Genomic DNA, 17,483 nt, shown 5'->3' with positions numbered 1-17,483 from the left:
GGGTGTCTTGTGCCCGGTGTGTAAAGTCCGGGGGCCGAGAGCCATGGAAGGGACCGATCCGGTGAACAAGAAGCTCGCGGCCGCACTGTCCGGCGGTGCGGTACTGGCACTGGCACTGACGGGATGCACGGGCGACGAGGGCAACCCGGAGCTGGACGCCTGGGCCAAGAAGGTCTGTGACGCCGTGCCGGCGCAGAACGCGAAGATCTCGGCGGCCTACGTCGCGATCACCAAGGCGGCCAAGGACACCACCAGCACGCCCAAGGAGCTCCAGCAGGCCGACTCCCAGGCCTTCCAGGACCTCGCCGACGGCTACAAGGCGCGCGCCACCGTCATCGACACCGCCGGGGCGCCTCCCGGCGTCGAGGGCGGCGCGAAGGTCCAGCGGGACGTCGTCAAGCAGCTCACCGACCTCTCCGCGGCCTACGCCGACCTGAAGAAGCAGGTCGACGGGCTGAACACCAAGGACCAGGCGAAGTTCGCGTCCGGCCTGAAGGACGTCTCGGCCGAGATGAAGCAGGTGGAGACCCAGCGCAAGAGCGCGGTCAAGGCGCTGAAGAAGCTGGAGTCCGGCGACACCAAGAAGGCGCTGACGTCGCAGGAGGGCTGCAAGCAGGCGGTCTCTTCGGCGTCCGCGCCGGCCGTCGACAGCTGAGCCGCCTCACGGGGCGACAGCCGAGCCGCCTCACGGGGCGGGCGGGGGTGGACACGCGTCACAATGAGGGGCGTGAGTAACTCCGGCCTGCCTGCCCTGCCCGCCTCCGATCGCCCCGATGTCGCCGCCCGGCTGCGCGATGCCCTGCTCGGGGCCTCCTTCACCGCCGACGGGCTGCTCGAGCTGCTCGGTGCGCCCGCGTACGCGGCGCTCGCGCGGAGCGAGACCGTGCCCGCGCTCCGGGCGACCCGCGGAGACACGCCACTGGAGGCGCTCGTACGGCTGTTCCTGTTGCAGCAGCCCGTGCCGCACGCGCGCGTGGCGGACGTTCTGCCCGTCGACGCGTGCCTGGAGAGCGGCTGGCTGGTCCGGGCCGGTGGTGACTCCGGTGACGACCTCGCCGCGACCGTGGACGTACGGCCGTACGGCGGGCCCGGGGGCGAGGACTGGTTCATCGTGTCCGACCTGGGCTGTGCGGTCGGCGGGGCGGGCGGCATCGGCAGCAAGGACGAGGGCGTCGTCCTGGGCGTCGGCGGCGCCTCCACGACCCTCGCCGGCATCACCGTCCGTACGCCCGTCGCTTCCGCTCTGGACCTCGGCACCGGCTCCGGCATCCAGGCGCTGCACGCCGCGCAGCACGCCACGCGCGTGATGGCGACCGACCTCAACCCGCGCGCGCTGCACATCACCGCGCTGACGCTCGCGCTGTCCGGCGCCCCGGCCGCTGATCTGCGCGAGGGCTCGCTGTTCGAGCCGCTCAAGAACGGTGAGACGTACGACCTGATCGTCTCGAACCCGCCCTTCGTGATCTCGCCGGGCGCGCGGCTGACATACCGCGACGGGGGAATGGGCGGGGACGATCTGTGCCGGTCGATCGTTCAAGGGGCGGGGGAGCGGCTGAACGAGGGCGGGTTCGCGCAGTTCCTCGCCAACTGGCAGCACGTGGAAGGGGAGGACTGGCAGGACCGGCTGCGGTCGTGGGTGCCGCGCGGGTGCGACGCCTGGATCGTGCAGCGCGAGGTCCAGGACGTCACGCAGTACGCCGAGCTGTGGCTCAGGGACGCCGGCGACCACCGGGGTGATGCGGCCGAGTACCAGGCGCGGTACGACGCGTGGCTGGACGAGTTCGAGGCGCGCAAGGTGAAGGCCGTGGGGTTCGGGTGGATCACCCTTCGCAAGACGTCGGCCGCCGAGCCCTCGATCACGGTGGAGGAGTGGCCACATCCGGTCGAACAACCGCTCGGGGGCACGGTCCGGGCGCACTTCGAGCGGCTCGACTACCTGCGCGCGCGTGATGACGCCGCCCTGCTGGAGGACCACTTCAAGCTCGTCGCCGAGGTCGTGCAGGAGCAGGTCGGGCTGCCCGGCGCCGAGGACCCGGAGCACGTCGTGCTGCGCCAGCACCGCGGCATGCGCCGGGCCACCCAGGTGGACACGGTCGGCGCGGGGTTCGCGGGCGTGTGCGACGGTTCGCTGAGCGCGGGCCGCATCCTTGACGCGATCGCTCAACTCATGGGTGAGGACCCGGTGTTGCTGCGCGACCGTACGCCCGCGCAGATCCGGTTGCTGGTGGAGCAGGGGTTCTTGGAACCGGCCTGAGACCGTGGATCTCCCGGCGGTCGTACGGAGTTCGGCGCCGCTGACGGACGTTCAGGGCGAACCGCGCGGGAGATTCCTCGCCCAGGGGTGAGGAAGAAGGTCAAAAAGAAGGGCTCCGACAAGCTGAACCGGAGACCGCCGAAACGCATGCGCCGGCGCGGCAGCGAATTGAAGTCGGTCAGGCGTCGGGTCCCGTGCGGACCGTCCATGGCACGGGCGCGCTATGGCCGGATCGCGTCCCGGAAGGACCGGGAAGAGGGCTTCAACAAGATCGTGTGCATGGTCCGCAGAGCCGACGGCAAGAAGACGACCGAAAAGATGCCCGCGGCCTGTGAGATCTGAGGCTGAGGAGGTCTGTGATGGCAGCCGGGCCTATGAGGCGGTCGTGATCACTGAGCCCTCGGGGCTCTGAGAGTCCACAGCGCTGTCGGCCCCACGTTCACCTGAGGTTCGCCTGTGCGCCGCCCGCGCGTGTCAGCCTCGCCGGGCTGGGCACTCGCGGAGCGGAGAAAAGGGGCAAGCGGAACCATGGAAAGGGGACCGGCGATCTTCGCCGGGGTCGTGTTCGCCCTGTTCGGGAGCGGGCTGCTGGTATGGACGGCGGTCCGGGTACGGCAGCGTCAGCCCGTCGCCCACGGTGTGAGCCCTGTCGCATCGGCGACGCTCGCGGGCCTTGTCTCGGTGACCGCGTTGATCATCGGAACCTGGTGCTTCGCCCGCCTCTGAGAACGGCCCGCGAGCTGCGGGGCCGATAATTGGGAGCCTGTCTTCCGGAAAGGCTCGAAAAGGCCGGTGGGCACTCCGGGCGGCAGGAATGGCGGAAGTCGGGTTACCGTTCGAGTGGCCGTTGCGGGCTTTTCCCGTTTGACAACGGGGCGGGATGTACCGTCACACTCCGCAGCGTCACCTACCTGACCCCGGGATGTAGGCCTGGGGAGGCCCCAGCGTCGACCGGAGAGAAGAGCGAAGTTGTCCCCGACCAGCGAGACCGCACAGGGCGGCCGCCGACTCGTCATCGTCGAGTCGCCTGCCAAGGCGAAGACGATCAAGGGCTACCTGGGCCCCGGCTACGTAGTCGAAGCGAGCGTCGGGCACATCCGCGACCTCCCCAACGGCGCCGCGGAGGTGCCCGAGAAGTACACCGGCGAGGTCCGCCGCCTCGGCGTGGACGTCGAGCACGACTTCGAGCCGATCTACGTCGTCAACGCCGACAAGAAGGCCCAGGTCAAGAAGCTCAAGGACCTGCTCAAGGACTCCGACGAGCTCTACCTCGCCACCGATGAGGACCGCGAGGGCGAAGCCATCGCATGGCACCTCCAGGAGGTGCTCAAGCCCAAGGTCCCGGTCAAGCGGATGGTCTTCCACGAGATCACCAAGGCCGCGATCCAGGCCGCCGTGGCCAACCCGCGCCAGCTCAACCAGAAGCTGGTCGACGCCCAGGAGACCCGACGCATCCTCGACCGCCTCTACGGCTACGAGGTCTCGCCGGTCCTGTGGAAGAAGGTCATGCCGCGCCTGTCGGCGGGCCGCGTCCAGTCCGTCGCCACCCGACTTGTCGTGGAGCGGGAACGCGAGCGCATCGCGTTTCGTTCTGCTGAGTACTGGGACCTGACGGGCACCTTCGCGACCGGCCGCGCGGGGGACTCGTCGGACCCGTCGTCGCTGGTCGCCCGCCTGCAGACCGTCGACGGCAGGCGGGTCGCGCAGGGCCGCGACTTCGACTCCCTGGGACAACTCAAGAGCGCGAACACCCTCCACCTCGACGAGGCGAACGCCCGCGCCCTCGCCGCCGCCCTGGAGAACACCCGGTTCTCGGTCCGGTCCGTCGAGTCCAAGCCGTACCGCCGCTCGCCGTACGCCCCGTTCCGTACGACGACGCTGCAGCAGGAGGCGAGCCGCAAGCTCGGCTTCGGCGCGAAGGCCACGATGCAGATCGCGCAGAAGCTGTACGAGAACGGCTACATCACGTACATGCGTACGGACTCCACGACGCTGAGCGACACCGCCATCGCCGCGGCTCGTGCCCAGGTCACGCATCTGTACGGCGCCGACTACCTGCCGCCCCAGCCGCGTACCTACGCCGGGAAGGTCAAGAACGCGCAGGAGGCGCACGAGGCGATCCGCCCCTCCGGCGACCGCTTCCGCACGCCTGCCGAGACCGGACTGACCGGCGACCAGTTCAAGCTCTACGAGCTGATCTGGAAGCGGACGGTCGCCTCCCAGATGAAGGACGCGACCGGTAACTCGGTCACCGTCAAGATCGGTGGCGCGGCGGCCGACGGGCGGGACGTCGAGTTCAGCGCGTCCGGCAAGACGATCACCTTCCACGGCTTCCTGAAGGCCTACGTCGAGGGTGCCGACGACCCGAACGCCGAGCTGGACGACCGCGAGCGCCGGCTGCCGCAGGTCAGCGAGGGCGACGCCCTCAGCGCCGAGGAGATCACGGTCGACGGGCACGCGACCAAGCCCCCGGCCCGCTACACCGAGGCCTCCCTGGTCAAGGAGCTGGAAGAGCGAGAGATCGGCCGCCCGTCGACGTACGCGTCGATCATCGGCACGATCCTCGACCGCGGCTATGTGTTCAAGAAGGGCACGGCACTCGTCCCGTCCTTCCTGTCCTTCGCCGTGGTCAACCTCCTGGAGAAGCACTTCGGGCGGCTCGTCGACTACGACTTCACCGCCAAGATGGAGGACGACCTCGACCGCATCGCCCGCGGCGAGGCACAGGCCGTGCCGTGGCTGAAGCGCTTCTACTTCGGCGAGGGCACCAGCAACGGCGACGCGGCCGACGCCGGCAACGGCGACGGGGACCACCTCGGCGGCCTCAAGGAGCTGGTGACCGACCTGGGCGCGATCGACGCGCGTGAGGTGTCGTCGTTCCCCGTGGGCAACGACATCGTGCTGCGGGTCGGCCGCTACGGCCCGTACATCGAGCGCGGCGAGAAGGACACCGAGCAGCACCAGCGCGCGGACATCCCGGACGACCTCGCGCCGGACGAGCTGTCCGTCGAGCTGGCCGAGGAGCTGCTGGCCAAGCCCAGCGGCGACTTCGAGCTGGGAACCGACCCGGCCACCGGTCACACGATCGTCGCCAAGGACGGCCGCTACGGCCCGTACGTCACCGAGGTGCTCCCCGAGGGCACCCCGAAGACCGGCAAGAACGCCGTGAAGCCGCGTACGGCCTCGTTGTTCAAGTCGATGTCGCTCGACACGGTGACGCTGGACGACGCGCTCAAGCTGATGTCGCTGCCGCGTGTCGTCGGCACCGACGCCGAGGGCCAGGAGATCACCGCGCAGAACGGCCGCTACGGGCCGTACCTGAAGAAGGGCACGGACTCGCGATCGCTGCAGTCCGAGGAGCAGCTCTTCACCATCACCCTCGAAGAGGCGCTGGCGATCTACGCCCAGCCCAAGCAGCGGGGCCGGGCCGCCGCCAAGCCGCCGCTGAAGGAGTTGGGCACCGACCCGGTGAGCGAGAAGCCGGTCGTCGTCAAGGACGGTCGCTTCGGGCCGTACGTCACCGACGGGGAGACCAACGCGACCCTGCGCTCCGGCGACAGCGTCGAGACGATCACCCCGGAGCGCGGCTTCGAGCTGCTCGCCGAGAAGCGCGCGAAGGGGCCCGCCAAGAAGACGGCGAAGAAGGCCGCCGCGAAGAAGACGACCGCCAAGAAGGCCGCCCCGGCCAAGAAGACGGCCGCCAAGAAGACCGCGGCCAAGAAGACGACCACGGCTGCGAAGAAGACGACGGCGAAGAAGACGGCCGCCAAGAAGGCGACGGCTGCCAAGTCGGCGGCGGAGGACTGAACAGCCCGTCGGACGAGGACCGAACCGTCCTTCGAGCGTGGACTGAACCGCGCGTCGCGCTAGGGCCGACGGTCTCCGTGAGGGCCAACCGTGGTCTGGCGGCGGCCGGTTGACGGTCCGGTCCTTCACTCCCGGTTCGCAAAACGAACGCCTCGGCATCAGTTTGGTGTCGGGGCGGGCGTACGTTCGGGCGGGCGCGCCGGGCTGTCAGTGCGTCCCGATAGGCTGAAAGCATGACCCGAGCCGAGCAGACAACGGCCTCCAGCCCCGCCCCCGACGACGCCCTGGTCGCGGACTCCCGCGAGCGTGCCGTCCGCGCCCTGCTGCGCCGACCGCAGCTGAAGCGGCTGTGGAGCGCGCAGTTGGTGGGCGGTGTCGGCGACATCCTCGCTCTTCTGGTGCTGGTTCTGCTGGCCCTTCAGGCGGCGATCGCCGAAGGGTCGTTCGGCGGTGGGTACCGGGGCGTGGCGTTCGCAGTGGCGACCGTCTTCGGGGTGCGCATCCTGGCGACCCTGCTCTTCGGCGCCGTACTCCTCGGCCCGCTGACCTCGCTCACCTCCCAGGAGGGCCCGCTCGACCGGCGCTGGACCATGGTCGGCGCGGACGGCCTGCGGGCCGCCCTGCTGATCGTCGCGCCTCTGTGGATCGACTGGACGCCGGACAACGCGTTGGCCGTCCTCCTGGTGACCGTCTTCGTGACCGGCGTCGCCGAGCGTTTCTGGACGGTGTGCCGGGAGAGCGCGGCGCCCGCGCTGCTGCCGCCCCCGCCGCCGGAGGGCGCGACGGTACGACCGCTGCCGGACCACATGGACGCCCTGCGCCGCCTGTCGCTGCGTACGGGCTTCGTGGCGATCCCGCTGGCCGCCGCCACACTCGTCGCCGCCGCCCTGCTCAACAACCTGCTCGGTGCCGGGCTCGACTGGTTCGAGCAGCATCAGGCGGCCCTCGCGTCGTATGTCGCGGCCGGCCTGTTCGCCGCGTCCCTGTCCGTGCTGACCTTCCTGGAGCTGCCGGACACGCGCACCCCGCGCGCGCGGTCGCCGCTCGAGGGGCTGCGCCGACCCAAGACCGGCTCTGGCGTCGACAAGGGCCGTACCGGCGCGATCCCGCTGCTGGTGCTCGCCTGCGCGGCCATCGCCGGGGCGGTGTCCGCCGCGGTCGCCGTGGCCGTGCTGCACGCCAAGGACCTGGGCGGCGGGCCGGTGCTGTACGGCCTGCTCGTGCTCGCGCTGACCGGCGGCGTGGTCGTCGGCATCCGCACGGCGCCCTCCGTGCTGCCCGCGCTGTCGCGGCGCCGGCTGCTGGCGCTGGTGATCGCCTTCACCGGCATCGCGCTGCTGGCCGCGGGACTCGTCCCCGATGTCACCACCGTGCTGCTGATCATCGCGCTGGCCGGGTTCGGCGCCGGTATGGCCGCCAACATCGGGCACACCCTGCTCGACCAGGAGGCCGAGGAATTCCGGCGGCCGCGCACGACCGAGCATCTGCACGCCGTCGTACGGGTCTGTGTGGCGCTCGGCGCGGTGATCGCGCCGCTGGTGGCCGCGCTCATCGGGCCGCACCGGCTGGAGAGCGGCAAGTTCGTCTTCGCGCACGGCGGTGCGGCGTTCACGCTGATGCTGGTCGGGGCGCTGCTGCTGCCGGTGGCCGCGGTGGTGCTGGCCAAGGTCGACGACCGCTCCGGCGTGCCGCTGCGGCAGGACCTGCGGGACGCCGTGCTCGGCGGGGACGACCCCGAGCAGGTGCCGGCGGCGTCCGGCTTCTTCATCGCCCTGGAGGGCGGCGACGGCGCCGGGAAGTCCACGCAGGCCGAGGCGCTCGCCGAGTGGATCCGGGGCAAGGGCCACGAGGTCGTCGTCACGCGCGAGCCCGGGGCGACGCCCGTCGGCAAGCGGCTGCGGTCGATCCTGCTGGACGTGTCGAGCGCCGGGCTGTCGCACCGGGCGGAGGCGCTGCTGTACGCGGCGGACCGCGCGGAGCACGTGGACACGGTCGTCCGGCCCGCGCTGGAGCGCGGCGCGGTCGTGATCTCGGACCGCTACATCGACTCCTCGGTCGCCTACCAGGGGGCCGGCCGCGACCTGTCCCCGACGGAGATCGCCCGCATCAACCGCTGGGCGACCCACGGTCTCGCTCCGCATCTGACGGTCCTGCTGGACGTCTCGCCGGAGGTGGCGCGCGAGCGGTTCACCGAGGCGCCGGACCGGCTGGAGTCGGAGCCGGCTGAGTTCCACGCGCGCGTGCGGTCCGGTTTCCTGACCCTGGCCGCGGCCGACCCCGGCCGGTACCTGGTGGTGGACGCGGGCCAGGAGCCCGAGGCGGTGACGACGGTCATCCGGCACCGGCTCGACCAGATGCTGCCGCTGTCCGAGGCGGAGATCCAGGCGCAGGAGGAAGCGCGCCGCAAGGCCGAGGAGGAGGCCCGCCGCAAGGCCGAGGAAGAGGCCGCCCGCAAGGCCGAGGAGGAGCGCCTGGAGCGCGAGCGCCAGGAGCAGCTCGCCCGGCTGCGCGCCGAGGAGGAGGAGCGCAAGCGGCGCGAGCTGGAGGAGGCGCAGCGGCGCGAGGCCGAACGACAGGCGGAGGAGGCCCGGCAGCGGGCCGAGGAAGCGCGTCGGCGGGCCGAGGAGGAGCGCCAGCGGCTCCTCGCGGAGGAGAAGGCACGCGCCGAGGAAGAAGCGCGCCGCAAGGCCGAGGAGGAGCGGCGCCGCAAGCAGGCCGAGGAAGAGGCGCGGCTGCGGGCCGAGGCGGAGGCGCTCCGCCTGGAGAAGCAGCGCAAGGCCGAGGAGGCCCTGCTGCGGGCCGAGGAGGCACGTCGGCTCGCGGAGCAGGCGGCGGCCGCCGCGGAGGCGGGACCGAAGCCGGCGGGACCCGGGAGCGGGGCTGCCTCGGGGGACGCGGCGACGGTTCCTACGCCGGTGGTGGCGCCGGGGAAGGCGCCGGGCGGGGCGGCGGACGAGACGACCGTGTTGCGTCCGGTGCGCGATGACGAGCGCGGCGGTGAGCGGCGTTCCGGTGACCGTGCCGCCGGGGAGTCCGACTCCGAGGTGACGGCGGAGCTGCCGCAGCCGCCGGTGCCGCCGGGGGCCGCGGACGAGACGGCTGTGCTGCCGCCGGTGCCGCCGGGCGCGGCGGACGAGACGGCTGTGCTGCCGCCAGTGGCGCCGGGGGCCGGCGATGAGACGGCTGTGCTTCCGCAGGTTCCTCCGCGGGCGGCGGACGAGACGGCGGTCCTGCCTCCGGTGCCGGAGGAGGGAGCTGCGGGTCGGGTTCCGCCGGGGTTCTTCCGCGACGAGGAACGTACGCGTGAACTGCCTCAGGTCGACGAGGCCGGCGCGCCCCGGCGGAGGGCTCGGTCCGACTGGGCCGAGGAGACGCCGCTGGATGATCTGCCGACGCTGGCTGACGAGCTGCTGGGGCCGCATGAGGACGGGTACGACGACGAGGGGGGCTGGGGGAAGGGCCGGCGGCGCTGAGGTTGACCGCAGTGATGACGGCGTGACCGGGCCGACCCGAGGGGCGCGGGGAACTACGTGACCTGCCCTCACCGGCCCGCAGATGCACCACTACCCCCTGTCGCCCGGCGCGCCCCGATTGTCAGTGCCGCCCCCCACAATGGAATCCGCGACGCGAAATGTGGACGCGCGATGTGACGGAAGGGCGGCGTGACCCGTGACCGTATGGGACGACCTGGTCGGGCAGGAGAAGGTGAGTGAGCAGCTGGATGCTGCCGCTCGGGACGCCGACGCCCTCGTCACCGCCGTTGCTGCCGACGCGCCGCTTCCCGAGGCGTCCAAGATGACGCATGCCTGGTTGTTCACAGGGCCGCCCGGGGCGGGCCGCAATCAGGTGGCGCGGGCCTTCGCGGCGGCCCTGCAGTGCGTCAGCCCCGACCGTGCCCTCGGCGGATCCCCTGGATGCGGTTTCTGCGACGGGTGTCATACGGCGCTCGTCGGCACGCACGCCGACGTCACCACCGTCGCCGCCGTCGGCACGCAGATCCTCGCCGACGACATGCGGGACACCGTCCGCAAGTCGTTCACCTCACCTGCGAACGGCCGTTGGCAGATCATCCTCGTCGAGGACGCCGAGCGGCTGAACGAGAAGTCGGCGAACGCCGTCCTTAAGGCCGTGGAGGAGCCCGCCCCCCGTACGGTCTGGCTGCTGTGCGCCCCCTCCATCGAGGACGTCCTGCCCACCATCCGCTCCCGCTGCCGTCACCTGAACCTGAGCACGCCCTCCGTCGACGCCGTCGCCGGCATGCTCGTGCGGCGCGAGGGCATCGAGCCCGACGTCGCCGCCGCGGCGGCCCGAGCCACACAGGGGCATGTCGACCGGGCCCGCCGCCTGGCCACCGACCCGGCCGCGCGCGAACGCCGGGCCGCCGTCCTCAAGCTGCCCCTGCGTCTCGGTGACGTCGGCGGGTGCCTCAAGGCCGCCCAGGAACTCGTGGACGCCGCAGCCGAGGACGCCAAGCAACTCGCCGAGGAGATCGACGGCAAGGAGACCGAGGAGCTGAAGGCGGCGCTGGGCGCGGCCCAGGGCGGCAGGATGCCGCGCGGCACGGCGGGCGTGATGAAGGAACTGGAGGACAAGCAGAAGCGGCGCCGTACGAGAACCCAGCGCGACAGCCTCGACCTCGCCCTGACCGACCTCACCGCTTTCTACCGCGACGTCCTCGCCCTCCAGCTCGGCTCCCGCGTCGCACTCGCCAACACCGACGCCGAGGACGCCCTGGAGCGCCTGGCCCGCGACAGCTCCCCCGAGTCCACGCTCCGCCGCATCGAGGCGATCGCCGCCTGCCGCGACGCCCTCGACCGCAATGTGGCGCCGCTGCTGGCGGTGGAGGCGATGACCATGGCCCTCAGAGCGGGCTGAGACGTCCAGGGGCCGCCGCCCCGATCACTCGCCCCTTTCCCCTCCCCTCCCCGTCCCCTCGCACGTGATCAACGGGAGGTTGACCATGTAACTCGAACGAGCCGTCGTGTGCACGTACGGCATCCATGCGGCTGCACAGAGTTACGCTCGCCTGATGCACAACAGGCGCAGCTCCCCACTCAGCACAGCCCCGAGCCCAAGCGGCGGCCACAGTCCTCGCCAACGCCGCTCGAACCCCCGACGAGCCCGCGTGGTCGGCGGCCTGCTGGCCGTCGCCACGTTGCTCGTCTCCGCCTGTACGGCCGGGGGTTCGCCGAGCAGTCCTGGTCGTCCTGCGGCCGAGGCGGCCCTCACCGCGCTGCCGCGCTCGACGCCGGCCGCGCTCGCGCCGTACTACGGGCAGAAGCTGACCTGGCGCAGTTGCGGGGCGCCCGGCTTCCAGTGCGCCACGATGAGGGCGCCGCTCGACTACGCGAAGCCGGACGCCGGGAGCGTCCGGCTCGCCGTGGCCCGCAAGAAGGCGACGCGACCGGGCGAGCGGCTCGGGTCGCTGCTGGTGAACCCGGGCGGCCCGGGCGGCTCGGCGGTCGGCTACCTCCAGCAGTACGCGGGGATCGGCTACCCGGCCGAGGTGCGTGCCCGCTACGACATGGTCGCGGTCGACCCGCGCGGAGTCGCCCGCAGCGAGCCCGTCGAATGCCTCGACGGACGGGCGATGGACAGGTACACGCAGACCGACTTCACGCCCGACGACGAGAAGGAGACCGAGGAGCTCGTCGGCGCGTACAAGAGGTTCGCGGAAGGGTGCGGAGCGGACGCGGCCGGCGTCCTGCGCCACCTCTCGACCGCCGAGGCGGCCCGGGACATGGACATCCTGCGGGCGGCGCTGGGGGACGAGAAGCTGACGTACGTGGGCGCGTCGTACGGGACCTTCCTCGGGGCGACGTATGCCGGGCTCTTCCCGAACCGGGTGGGCAGGCTCGTCCTGGACGGCGCGATGGACCCCTCCCTTCCCGCCCGCCGCATGAACCTCGACCAGACGGCGGGATTCGAGACGGCGTTCCAGGCGTTCGCGCGGGACTGCGTGCGGCACCGTGACTGCCCGCTGGGCAGGAAGGCCGCCGACGTCGGCAAGAACCTGAAGTCCTTCTTCGAGAAGCTCGACGCGAAGCCCATCCCGACCGGCGACCCGGACGGCCGTGTACTCGGCGAATCCCTCGCCACCACCGGCGTGATCGCGGCGATGTACGACGAGGGGGCCTGGGCGCAACTGCGCGACGCCCTGTCCGCGGCGATGCGGGAGAACGACGGCGCCGGCCTGCTCGTCCTCTCCGACAGCTACTACGAGCGCGACGCCGACGGCCGCTACACGAACCTGATGTTCGCCAACGCGGCCGTGAACTGCCTGGACCTCCCGGCGGCCTTCGCGACCCCCGACGAGGTACGCCGATCCCTCCCCGCCTTCGAGAAGGCGTCCCCCGTCTTCGGTGAGGGTCTCGCCTGGGCCACCCTGAACTGCGCGTACTGGCCGGTGGCCCCGACCGGCACGCCGCAGCGCATCGAGGCGAAGGGCGCGGCCCCGATCGTCGTCGTCGGCACCACCCGCGACCCGGCGACCCCGTACCGCTGGGCCCGGGCCCTCTCCCGCCAGCTCTCCTCGGCCCGCCTGCTCACCTACGAGGGTGACGGCCACACCGCGTACGGGCGGGGCAGCGCGTGCGTCGACAGGACGATCAACGCCTATCTCCTCCGCGGGACGCCGCCCACCCGCGACAAGCGCTGCTGACAGCCGCCCCGGAGGGCCCCGGAGGACACCCCTCCGGGGCCGGGCGCCGGCTGTCCGGGGCCCCGGATGCGGTGGTACGGAGCACTCCAGAAACTGTGTAGACTTACCGACGTTGCTGATCGCACCATAGTGCGGACGGCGCGCCGCCTTAGCTCAGATGGCCAGAGCAACGCACTCGTAATGCGTAGGTCTCGGGTTCGAATCCCGAAGGCGGCTCTTTTTGAACCCCAGGTCAGGTCTCTGACCTGGGGTTTTCTGTTATTCATGCTGTGTCGTCCGGGCTGGACTGCGGCGGTTGACCTGCGCAGGCGCAATGCGCAGGTCGGAGGTTCGTGGCGGTGTGGTTCCCCGGGGTGTGCGTGCGGATACCCCTCTGGCCTTGTGGTTTCGAGAGTTCGCCGCTTCCTGATCGCCTCTGGTTGGCGATGGAGTGTGGGAGGGGAGCGCATCGGTGCAACGGCAGTGCGGCAGCCAGCGTTGATGGCGGGCGGTCGAGCGGGAAGGGCTGGCTCCGGTCAGGTTGTCGATGTCGCACAATCCTGATCAGGAAGGCGGGCGCGGTCGGTTTCGTCGGCCCGGTGGTGTTCCGGGGTGGGGGCGAGGGTGTGAATGCCGTACGCGCGAGATGTGCCAGTCGTGCTCTCGGGGTTCTGCGGCCCGCGCGCGATCCGCCGCTTCCGTTCACGTGGTCCACCCCCGCCCGAACCTCACCCGGCCGGAAGAGCCCAGGGCGGCCCAGTGGCACGAACCCGGAAGGGCTGTGGAACGAGCCGGAATCCTTCAATGGGTCCTACGGCTGGGGCTAGCGGCAGCAGGTGTTCGCCTCGCGAGATCCGGAGTCGGTTTGGTCGATCAGTGAAGCAAATAAGTGAAGCTATAATAACTGCATCTATATATGGGAGCTGGTGCTGTGGACAAGCCCGCCGAGATGTTCGACCGCGCCTTCGAATGGGCCGAGCTGACCCGGTTCGCCACCCTGCCGGGCCCGCAAGCCACGCTGGGTGTGGTCTCCGGTCGTCGCCGGCAGGGCAAGACCTTCCTGCTCGATGCCGTCGCTCGTGCCAGTGGTGGCTTCATGTTCACCGCCACCGAGACCACCGAGGCCGACGCCCTGCGTCAGTTCGGTGAGGCACTGGCCCGTTATCGCGGGCAGCCGACTCCGTTCCGTTTCGCGCACTGGGACGAGGCGGTCGCGGAACTCATGCGCATCGCCGACGCGGGCGGTCCCGCCGTGGCGGTCATCGACGAGTTCCCCTTCCTCGCCAAGGCGTCTCCCTCCCTGCCTTCGATCATCCAGCGCGCTCTGGACCCCGCTGCCCAGCACAGCAACACTCCGGTGCGTCTGCTGTTGTGCGGTTCCGCGCTGTCGTTCATGGGCCGGTTGCTGTCCGGCAATGCTCCGCTGCGGGGCCGAGCCGGTCTCGAACTCGTGGTCCCGACCCTGGACTTCCGGCTCGCGGCCGAGTTCTGGCAGATCGACGACCCGCGCACGGCGTTGCTGACCAATGCCATCGTCGGGGGTACGCCCGCCTACCGCCGTGAGTTCACCCAGGGGGACACTCCTGCCGGGCCGGACGACTTCGATGCCTGGGTCGTGCGTGCGGTGCTCAACCCGGCGCGTCCGCTCTTCCGGGAGGCCCGCTACCTTCTCGCCGAGGAGCCCGAACTTCACGACACCGCGTTGTATCACTCGGTCCTGGCAGCCATCGCCGCCGGTAACGCCGCTCGTGGCGGCATCGCCGACTACCTGGGGCGCAAGTCCACCGACCTCGCCCACCCGTTGAGCGTTCTCCAGGACGTCGGCATGATCACCCATGAAGCCGACGCCTTTCGCCGCAACCGCTCCGCCTACCGCATCGCCGAACCGCTCGTCACCTTCTACCACGCGGTCATGCGCCCGGCCTGGGGCGATCTGGAACGCCCCGGGCGGGCGCCCGACGTATGGCGCCGAACCCAGTCCACCTTCCGCAGCAAAGTCGTCGGTCCGCACTTCGAGCAGGTCTGCCGGGAATGGGCCCGCTGGCATGCGGCCCCCGACACCCAGGGAGGACACGTCACACGCGTCGCCGGCGGAACCGTCAATGACCCGGCTGCCAGGACCAGCCACGAGGTCGACGTCGCAGTCCATGGCGAGAGCCAAGAGGGTCGCCAGGTGCTGCTCGCCATCGGCGAAGCGAAGTGGAGTGAGGTGATGGGAGCCGGCCACCTGGAACGCCTCCGGCACATCCGTTCCCTCCTGATCAGGAGCGGCACGGCTACCGAGGCAACGAGGCTCTACTGCTTCAGCGGCACCGGCTTCACCGATGAGCTGAACCACCTCGCAAAGAACGACCCCACGATTCAACTGATCGACCTGGCCCGCCTTTACCACGGAGAGTGACTCTCGATCTGCAGAGCGGGGGACCGGTCGGCCGCACCGGCCGGCGGACCCGTATGAGGAGTCCGGGCTCTTCGGCGAGGAGGGCGCGAGAGCGTACGACCCGGCGCGATCCGTCGTCGGACGGGCACGGTGAGCGCGGGCAGCCACTACGACATGTCGGTGGTGCCCGAAGAGCCTCGGCCGAGAGTGGTTCGTCTTGATTCGGCGGTAGCGTGGCGAGGCGAGCAAGGCTGCGGACAGGCGGGGCGGATTTCATGCGGATGCGGTGCGAAGCCGGAGCCGAGGACGAGTTCGAGGCGGCGTGTGGGCTGTTGGTCGACCGGCTGGTCCGGTGGGCGGGGGAGCAGGGGCTGCCGGTGAACGCGTTCATGGCTGAGGCGGCGTTGGACTACCGGCACCGGGCGACCGTCGACGGTCGGCTGGGGCTGTGGGAGCCGCGGCATGTGGAGGAGTTGCTGCTGTCCTGGCTCCCCCAGCAGGTCACCGAGCTTCCCGGAGAGGAACGCGGCGACGGTCCGGGCACGTTGCGCACCCTCCTGCGCTTTCTGCATGCCGTGCAGTTGGCGGACCCGCGCGGTCCCGCGATCGGTGAATCCCTCGGCGCGGTGGACGCGGCCGAGGAGCGGTATCCGGCGGCGATGGTGGACCGTACTCGCTGGGGCCTGGCGAAGTTCTGGGCGGTGACCGCTGCTGAGCAGGGCGTGGACGTCATGGACGGGGCGGCGTTGCAGCGGTTCGCGGACCGCGCCCAGCGAGGGGAGGTCGCTTACGATCAGCGAGCTCTTGACGAGATCATGGATCGGCGGTTGAACGGGCGTGTGTTGGCCGACGGAGTCCGGGCCGAGCCGCAGCTGCCGGTGGTGCTCCCTCCGGACGGTGAACTGCGGCTACGGGCCGAGGCGTCGACGACTGTGGCGCAGTTGCGGGGGCTTGCGGAGTGGGCGGGGCGCGAGGGGCGGGTGGTGACGGCCGCGGGGCGACTGCGGATGGCCGACGCCCGCGAGCTGGTGGGCGTGCTGGGCACCGGGGACAGGACCGAGGGGGTGCGCTCCTCGGCCGACCTGCCGCGGCTGGGACTGCTCGTGGAGTGGGCGAAGAAGGCGCGGCTGGTCCAGGTCGCCAAGGGCCGGTTGTACGCGGTGGCCAAGGCCCGGCCGGTGCTGGCCGACCCGCTTCAGCTCTGGTCGCGCGCCTTCGACGCACTCTTCGAACTGCGGCAGGCCTTGATTGGGGCGCCCAGCGGCTGGCACGTCGAGTCGATGCTCTTCGACATCTACGGCGAGATGCTCGAGGACGTACTGAACACGCTCTACAGCCTGCCGTACCCGATGCCCTGGCCGCGGCTGCGTGACTCTGTTCACCTGGGCTACCGGGCCCGCTTCCAACTGGACGGCGGCTCGGAGCTTCGACACTGGATGTGGTTCGAGCACGCCGACCGGGACCTGCGTTCGGTGCTCGACGTGCTGGTGGACCTGGGCGCGGTCGAGCGCGAACAGGGGATGGCCGATCCGGTGTTCCTGGAGGCCGATGTCTCCGATCCAGAGGATTCCGGACCAGAACTGCCTGCGGGCATGCCGCAGGAACTCGCGGAGCTGCTGGGCGCCGTGGGGGCGTCAGCGGATCCGGCTCAGGCGCGGGAGCGTGACCGCCGCCTGCGTGAGGAACTGACCGCAGGGCCCGTCGAACTCATCCGCCTCACCGAACTGGGCACCCGGGCCGTACGGCGGCGGCTGCTGGCGGCCGGCCGGGACGCACCGCTGGTCGGTGAGCTGGTCCAGGCACCGGCGGCCGGTCTGCTGGGGGTGCTGGCCGAGGACTACGACCCAGATACCGCACGCGCGGAACTGGCCGGCTGGATTTCGGCCCGCGGGGAGCGGGATGCCGCACTGCGGCAACTGGCCGACGCCGTACGAGCCATGGCGGGTGCATCCTTCCGTACGCGGGCACAGGCGATGCTCGACGTGCTGGCGGTGGCGTGGCCCGACGGTGAGGGCGAGCGGCTGCTGCGTGCGCTGCGCGGTGACGCCGTACTGGCTCCGCTCGCGCTGAGCGCGTTGGCGCACCGTGAACTGTTGTCCCCCGAGGACATGACCGACGCTGAGCATCTGCTGGTGCTCGCCGAGAGCCTGCTCCAGCTCGTGGAGCTGGCGGGCGGCGCGGGCGGCGGCGAGGAGGCACTGCGCGCCCAGGGCGCCGAGGCCAGGGACGCGGTCGCCGCCGCGCTGGACTCCGGGCACCCGGACCGGGCCGGGCTTGAGGAACTCGGACACCTCGCGGCCAGGGCCTGGCGTACGTCCGCAGTTCGTCACCGCGGCGTCCGCGGGCGGGGGCGTTCTACGGGCAGGGGCGGGCGCAAGCGGCGCCGGTGACAGGGTGACACC

General features: G+C 71.2%; 10 protein-coding genes and 1 tRNA gene. All 11 read left to right on the top strand.

Annotated features, from left to right (window positions below):
• The first annotated feature begins 43 nt into the window (after positions 1-43).
• The 11 genes from ACZ7L6_RS14515 to ACZ7L6_RS14465 all read left to right on the top strand — a co-directional run bounded on the left by ACZ7L6_RS14515 (position 44) and on the right by ACZ7L6_RS14465 (position 17,471).
• Entirely contained in the window at positions 44-655 is a 612-nt protein-coding gene (locus ACZ7L6_RS14515) for a small secreted protein (protein WP_471923637.1), read from the top strand.
• A gap of 63 nt (positions 656-718) precedes the next feature.
• Entirely contained in the window at positions 719-2,254 is a 1,536-nt protein-coding gene (locus tag ACZ7L6_RS14510; RefSeq protein WP_471923635.1) for a DUF7059 domain-containing protein, read from the top strand.
• Positions 2,255-2,461: 207 nt separating this feature from the next.
• The gene (locus ACZ7L6_RS14505) at positions 2,462-2,596 is read left to right on the top strand and encodes a hypothetical protein (protein WP_471923633.1); all 135 of its coding nucleotides are present in this window, start codon (positions 2,462-2,464) and stop codon (positions 2,594-2,596) included.
• A 186-nt stretch (positions 2,597-2,782) separates the two neighbouring features.
• Entirely contained in the window at positions 2,783-2,980 is a 198-nt protein-coding gene (locus ACZ7L6_RS14500; RefSeq protein WP_471923631.1) for a hypothetical protein, read from the top strand.
• Positions 2,981-3,223: 243 nt separating this feature from the next.
• A complete protein-coding gene (gene topA / locus ACZ7L6_RS14495; RefSeq protein WP_471923629.1) occupies positions 3,224-6,061 on the top strand; it encodes a type I DNA topoisomerase in 2,838 nt (945 codons plus the stop codon).
• Between the two features lie 233 nt (positions 6,062-6,294).
• The gene (gene tmk / locus ACZ7L6_RS14490) at positions 6,295-9,534 is read left to right on the top strand and encodes a dTMP kinase (RefSeq protein WP_471923627.1); all 3,240 of its coding nucleotides are present in this window, start codon (positions 6,295-6,297) and stop codon (positions 9,532-9,534) included.
• A 196-nt stretch (positions 9,535-9,730) separates the two neighbouring features.
• Positions 9,731-10,936 (top strand): DNA polymerase III subunit delta', encoded by a 1,206-nt coding sequence (locus ACZ7L6_RS14485; RefSeq protein ID WP_471923625.1) that lies wholly within the window; start codon positions 9,731-9,733, stop codon positions 10,934-10,936.
• A gap of 154 nt (positions 10,937-11,090) precedes the next feature.
• Positions 11,091-12,722 carry an alpha/beta hydrolase gene (locus ACZ7L6_RS14480; protein ID WP_471923623.1) on the top strand — a complete coding sequence of 544 codons (1,632 nt, stop codon included), beginning with the start codon at positions 11,091-11,093 and terminating at the stop codon, positions 12,720-12,722.
• Positions 12,723-12,864: 142 nt separating this feature from the next.
• Positions 12,865-12,938: transfer RNA gene (locus ACZ7L6_RS14475), tRNA-Thr, on the top strand.
• A 712-nt stretch (positions 12,939-13,650) separates the two neighbouring features.
• Complete coding sequence (locus ACZ7L6_RS14470; RefSeq protein ID WP_471924572.1) at positions 13,651-15,102, top strand: AAA family ATPase; 1,452 nt, start codon at positions 13,651-13,653, stop codon at positions 15,100-15,102.
• A gap of 260 nt (positions 15,103-15,362) precedes the next feature.
• Positions 15,363-17,471 carry a hypothetical protein gene (locus ACZ7L6_RS14465; protein WP_471923621.1) on the top strand — a complete coding sequence of 703 codons (2,109 nt, stop codon included), beginning with the start codon at positions 15,363-15,365 and terminating at the stop codon, positions 17,469-17,471.
• Positions 17,472-17,483 lie beyond the last annotated feature (12 nt).

The organism is Streptomyces sp. NPDC107522 (assembly GCF_055657525.1).
The sequence above is the reverse complement of the archived record's forward strand: the minus strand, read 5'-3'. Positions and strand labels throughout refer to the sequence as shown.